Source organism: Streptomyces sp. P5F9 (assembly GCF_057961495.1).
Genome location: NZ_JBXVPZ010000562.1, coordinates 1 through 5750, shown reverse-complemented (window position 1 = coordinate 5750; position 5750 = coordinate 1). Strand labels below are relative to the sequence as shown.

Sequence of the window (5750 nt, the reverse complement as noted above, 5' to 3'; positions counted from 1 at the left end):
TCCGGGGGGACCGGCGCCGGGGTGTCCGCAGGCACTCTCGGGTCCGCGCCTGTTCTGGGGTCCGGGGAGCCCCAGGAGACGCGGCGGTCCTGGTCGCCGCCGAAGCCGCTCTGGTGGGCGCGGTCCGCGCCCCACGCCGCCGCGGGCTCGGGGCGGCTGCCGTGCTGGGCCTGAGCCGGGCTCACCTGGCCGTCCGGTGCCGGGTCCTCGTCGAAGAAGTGCGGCCCGGTCTCCTCGACGGACGCACCCGGCGCGCCTGGCGGCAGGCCGTCCGAGGGCGCCGGGCGGCTGGTGCCGGGCACCCAGGCCGCGCCGTTCCAGTACCGGACATAGCCAGGAATGGACGGGTCCGGGTAGTACCCCTCGCGGGGGCTGTCGTCACCGGGTGCCGGGGTTGGGGCGCTCATGTCCGTCGTCCCGTATCTGCTCGGAGGTCAAATGGGGGTGTCCACATCTATCAGACCCGTGCGACCGCCACTGCCCGTCCCGTCGGACCCACCCCTTTCCGGGCAACCTCGTGCACGGAGTCCACACGCCCCGAAGCCCCGCGAAGCCTTCGTGACGCCTCGCGGAAAAAAAGATTCCCGAACTCGCGTAATGCTTCGGCCCGCACGCCCTCTCCACTCGTACGGGCCCACCGCTGGGCCCGGTCAGCGAGAGGAGACACACGTCATGCACACAGTCGTAGAGCGGGAGTTGGAGCTCAAACTCATCCTGTCGCCGGAGCGCAGTATTCCGGTCCCGGCCCGGCTGAGCTACCGCACCGACGACCCGTACGCCGTCCACATCTCCTTCCACATCAACTCCGAGCACCCCGTGCACTGGACGTTCGCCCGCGAACTGCTCGTCGAGGGGGTGTTCCGGCCGTGCGGGCACGGGGACGTGCGGGTGTGGCCGACGAAGGTGGAGCGGCGCAGTGTCGTCCTGATGGCGCTGAGTTCACCCGATGGGGACGCCCTGCTGGAGGCCCCCGCCGCCCAGGTGTCGGCGTGGCTGGAGCGCACTCTGCGGGTGGTCCCTCCGGGCTCTGAGGCTGAGCAGCTCGGCATCGACGACGGCCTGGCCGAGCTGCTCGCACCGACCCCGGCCGACGATCTGTGGCTGCGCGACCCGTGGCCGTCGGACGAGTCGCGGGACGGGGAGTGAGTTCAGGAAATGTGACACTCCACCCCCCAAGTGTCACATTCTGCCGGGAAGGGGTGCCCGGCCCCCGCCGTCAGAACAACTTGCCCGGGTTGAGGATCCCCAGCGGGTCGAAGGCCGCCTTGACCGCCCGCTGCATCTCGACGCCCACCGGGCCGATCTCACGGGCCAGCCACTCCTTCTTCAGGACGCCGACGCCGTGTTCGCCGGTGATGGTGCCGCCGAGTTCCAGGCCGAGGGCCATGATCTCGTCGAAGGACTCGCGGGCGCGCCGGGACTCGTCGGCGTCCTGGGCGTCGAAGCAGACGGTGGGGTGCGTGTTGCCGTCGCCGGCGTGCGCGCAGACGCCGATCGTCAGCCGGTACTTCTCACCGATCCGTTCCACCCCTTCGAGCATCTCGCCGAGCCGCGAGCGGGGCACGCACACGTCGTCGATCATCGTCGTGCCCTTGACCGCCTCCAGCGCGGTGAGCGACAACCGCCGCGCCTGGAGCAGCAGTTCGGACTCGGCGGCGTCCTCGGCGGGGACGACCTGGGTGGCTCCGGCCGCCTCGCACAGGGCTCCTACGGCGGCCAGGTCGGCGGCCGGGTCCAGCGTGTCGAAGGCCGCCAGCAGCAACGCCTCGGTGCTCTCGGGCAGTCCCATGTGCGCCAGGTCGTTGACGGCCTTGACGGTCGTACGGTCCATCAGTTCGAGGAGGGACGGCACGTGACCGCCCGCCATGATCCGGCACACGGCGTCGCACGCGGCCGCCGCGGACCCGAACTCGGCGGCCAGCACGAGCTGCCCGGGCGGCTGCGGCTTCAGCGCCAGGATCGCCTTGACGACGATGCCGAGCGAGCCCTCCGAGCCGACGAACAGCCGGGTCAGGTCGTACCCGGCGACCCCTTTGGCCGTACGCCGGCCGGTGCTCATCAGCCGTCCGTCGGCGAGGACGACGTCCAGGCCGAGGACGTACTCGGCCGTCACCCCGTACTTCACGCAGCACAGCCCGCCGGACGCGGTGCCGATGTTGCCGCCGATCGTGCACATCTCCCAGCTGGAGGGATCCGGCGGGTAGTAGAGGCCGTGTTCGTTGACCGCGCGGGAGAGGTTCGCGTTGATGACACCCGGCTCGACGACCGCGATGCGGTCGACCGGGCTGATCTCCAGGATGCGGTCCATCTTGACGAGGGACAGCACGATGCAGCCCTCGGAGGCGTTGGCCGCGCCGGACAGGCCCGTGCGGGCGCCCTGCGGGACGACCGGGAGGCGCAGTTCGGTGGCGACGCGCATGACGTGCTGGACCTGCTCGACCGTGCGCGGCAGCACGACGACGGCGGGCGTGCCGGACGGGCAGAAGCTCGCCATGTCGTTGGCGTACGAGTCCGTGACGTCCGGGTCGGTGAGGACGGCCTCGGCGGGCAGCCCGGCCAGCAGCCGGTCGACGAGGGTCCCGGTGTCCTGGTCGCGAGGCGCTTCGATACGGCTCATGATCACAGCGTCGCACTCGCGGCCATCGGTGTGAACCCCGTCCGCGCGTGGCTTTGGGTGCCGGGATGTGGTCGTCGTACTGACGCACAGTGAGCGCCATGGAGAACGAACAGCGGGCCCCCGGTACGTCCCTGGTGGCGGAGGCGCCCCGGCGCCGCTCCCCCGTTCCGCGCCGGGTACTGATCGCCACGGTCGCCGGGTGCGCCGTGGTGGGCGGGCTGCTGTGGCTGCTGCCCGAGGAGCCGCGCCCCGCGCCGCCACCCGCTCCGGGGCCCAAGGCGCAGGCGCTGAGCGCGGTCACCGCTGGGGTGCCGGCCGCGCTGCCGGACCTCGCCGCGCTGATCGGCGACCGTGAGACGCGGGTGCGGGTCCATCCGCGGGACGCGCGGTCGTGGGCGGTGCTCGGCTCGGCCTATGTGGAGCAGGGGCGGCGGACCGGGGACACCCTGTACTACCCGAAGGCCGAGGAGGCGCTCCGTACCGCGCTGAAGGTGCGCGCGAAGGGCAACGACGCGAACGCCGTCGCGATGGACGGCCTGGCGGCCCTCGCGAACGAACGGCGCGACTTCCGCGCGGCGCGCACCTGGGGCGAGGCCGCGGTGAAGGCGGCGCCGAGACGGTGGACGACGTATCCGCTGCTGATCGACGCGTACACCGGGCTCGGCGACTACAAGGCGACACAGCGCACCCTCGAAAAACTGCTGGAGCTGCACACCGGCCCCGCCGTGATGGCGCGGGCCGCCGCCGTCTACCGCGACCGCGGCTGGCGCGAGGACGCCGCCGCCCAGCTCGCCGACGCGGCGGCGAAGGCCACCGCCCCGGCGGAGCAGGCGGCCTGGCTGCAGCACGCCGGTGAGCTGGCCTGGGAACGCGGGGACCGCGAGGTCGCGCTACGGCACTTCGAGGCGGCCGTACGACTGGACCCCGACCAGCGGGAGGCGCTCGCCGGTGAGGGGCGCGCGCTCGCGGCACTGGGCCGCACCTCGGAGGCCCTGAACGCCTACCAGGTCGCCCTCGCCAAGCAGCCGACCCCGCAATACGCCCTGGAACTGGGCGAGTTGTACGAGTCGCTGGGGCTCGCGCAGGCGGCCCGCGTGCAGTACGACACGCTGCGCGCCCTCGCCGCCAAGGACGCGGCGGCCGGGGTCGACGACGAGTTGGTCCTCGGCGTGTTCGAGGCGGACCACGGAGACGCCCAGGACGCCGTACGGCGGCTGCGGGCCGAGTGGACCCGCCAGCCGGGCATCCCGGTGGCCGACGCGCTCGGGTGGGCGTTGCACAAGGCCGGGCAGGACGAGGAGGCGCTGAAGTTCGCGTCGGCGGCGACGGACAAGGTGCACGGGGGCGGGGTGCGGGACGCGCTGTACGCGTTCCACCGGGGCATGATCGAGAAGGAGTTGGAGAAGTTCGCGTCCGCGCGACGGCATCTCCAGGAGGCGTTGCAGATCAACCCGTACTTCTCACCGCTGCGGGTGCCGCTGGCGCAGGCGGCGTTGGCGGCGCTGGGCGAGCCGCCCAACGATCCACTGCCGACGGACAAGGAGCCGCAGGAGAAGACGAGTTGAGGGCTCTCGCGGACAACTGCGGCGACGGCTACGGCTTGTAGCAGAGGGAGAACTCCCGAGCGCCCGCCTCCCCGGACGCGAACCCGATGCACAGGCGGGTGCTGGGCTTGGTGCGGACGGCGAGGCCCTCCGGTTCGCGGTGGGTGAGGGTGTAGGCGGCCTCCGTGCGGGAGCGCTGGACCAGTTCGCCGGTGCGGATGTCGAGGCAGGAGACGTAGGTGTTGCCGTGTTTCGCGGGCGGGTTGGTGGTGGAGTCGTAGGCGGAGCCCGCGAGTTGGTATAGGTAGTCGCCGTCGAGGGCGTAGCCCTGGAAGGGGATCGACGGGTCCGGGTGGGCACCGGTCTGGGCGATGTCGGCGACGGGAGTGGAGTAGTCGCGGGCGACGAAGGCGTCCAAGTCCCAGACCCGGTAACGGGGTTGGTTGGCCAAGCGGTAGCGGATCGCTATGCGCTTCGACCTCATGCAGACCGTGGGCTGGTTGTTGGTGGAGTTCGCGATCGGCTTGCGGACGGCCACGTCGGCGGACGTGCGGGTGGCGCCGTCGGCGAAGTGGAAGCGGGTGACGGCCTGGCCGTAGGCACCGCCGGAACCGGCCTTCGCGGCTGCCTCGGTCCAGATCCACACATCGCCGTCGGAGATGTTCTGCACGCCCATGCTGACGCCGTGCCCGAAGCCCTGGAGGTGCATGTGGCCGAGCGCCTTGCCCGTGTAGTCGAGCTGGTTGAGGCAGAGGTTGCCGGCGTCGGCGCCGCCTGTTCTCAACTGGAGGACGTACAGGCGCTGGTGGACCTCGTCGAGGGCGAACGACTGGAGGACCGTGGGCTCGTGCAGGGTGCCCTTCTGCCACAGCCAGCGTGCCGCCGGTGCGGTCAGGTCGATCGGCGCGACGGCCACGGTCCTCCCAAGTCCCTTGCGGGACCCGTGCGTTACAGGTTGCCCCGCTTCTCCTGCTCCCGCTCGATCGCCTCGAACAGCGCCTTGAAGTTGCCCTTGCCGAAGCCCATCGAGCCGTGCCGCTCGATGAGTTCGAAGAACACCGTAGGACGGTCCTGGACCGGCTTGGTGAAGATCTGGAGAAGGTATCCGTCCTCGTCGCGGTCGGCGAGGATCTTCAGCTCGCGCAGGGTGTCGACGGGGACACGGGTGTCGCCGACCCACTCGCCGAGGGTGTCGTAGTAGGAGTCGGGGGTGTCCAGGAACTTCACCCCGGCCGCGCGCATGGTCCGTACCGTCTGCACGATGTCGTTGGTGTTGAGCGCGATGTGCTGGACGCCCGCGCCGCCGTAGAACTCCAGGTACTCGTCGATCTGGGACTTCTTCTTGGCCACGGCGGGTTCGTTGATCGGGAACTTGACCTTGAGCGTGCCGTCGGCGACGACCTTCGACATCAGGGCGCTGTACTCGGTCGCGATGTCGTCGCCCACGAACTCCTTCATGTTCGTGAAGCCCATGACCTTGTTGTAGAAGCCGACCCACTCGTTCATGTGGCCGAGTTCGACGTTGCCGACGCAGTGGTCGATCGCCTGGAAGGTGCGGTGGGCGGGGGCCTCGACGAGCGGGTCGGCGG

At 71.0% G+C, this 5750-nt stretch carries 6 protein-coding genes; 2 read left to right on the top strand and 4 right to left on the bottom strand.

Annotated elements, in window-relative coordinates:
* Positions 1-407: DUF2510 domain-containing protein (locus AC31A1_RS45540; protein WP_489658952.1), on the bottom strand; the 407-nt coding region annotated here is incomplete at its 3' end.
* Positions 408-672: 265 nt separating this feature from the next.
* Here AC31A1_RS45540 and AC31A1_RS45535 point away from each other — a divergent pair.
* Entirely contained in the window at positions 673-1146 is a 474-nt protein-coding gene (locus AC31A1_RS45535; RefSeq protein ID WP_363098899.1) for an SsgA family sporulation/cell division regulator, read from the top strand.
* Between the two features lie 70 nt (positions 1147-1216).
* On the opposite strand, the gene AC31A1_RS45530 is transcribed toward AC31A1_RS45535, so the two are convergent.
* Entirely contained in the window at positions 1217-2623 is a 1407-nt protein-coding gene (locus AC31A1_RS45530; protein WP_489658951.1) for an FAD-binding oxidoreductase, read from the bottom strand.
* A gap of 92 nt (positions 2624-2715) precedes the next feature.
* Between AC31A1_RS45530 and AC31A1_RS45525 the strand changes: the two genes are divergently transcribed.
* Positions 2716-4182, top strand: coding sequence for a tetratricopeptide repeat protein (locus tag AC31A1_RS45525; RefSeq protein WP_489658950.1), 1467 nt, complete (start codon positions 2716-2718; stop codon positions 4180-4182).
* A gap of 28 nt (positions 4183-4210) precedes the next feature.
* Here AC31A1_RS45525 and AC31A1_RS45520 read toward each other — a convergent pair whose 3' ends face one another.
* Both AC31A1_RS45520 and hppD read right to left on the bottom strand, forming a co-directional pair.
* The gene (locus tag AC31A1_RS45520) at positions 4211-5077 is read right to left on the bottom strand and encodes a phage baseplate protein (RefSeq protein WP_489658949.1); all 867 of its coding nucleotides are present in this window, start codon (positions 5075-5077) and stop codon (positions 4211-4213) included.
* 32 nt (positions 5078-5109) lie between these two features.
* The coding region (hppD, locus tag AC31A1_RS45515; protein WP_489658948.1) for a 4-hydroxyphenylpyruvate dioxygenase at positions 5110-5750 on the bottom strand (641 nt) is incomplete at its 5' end.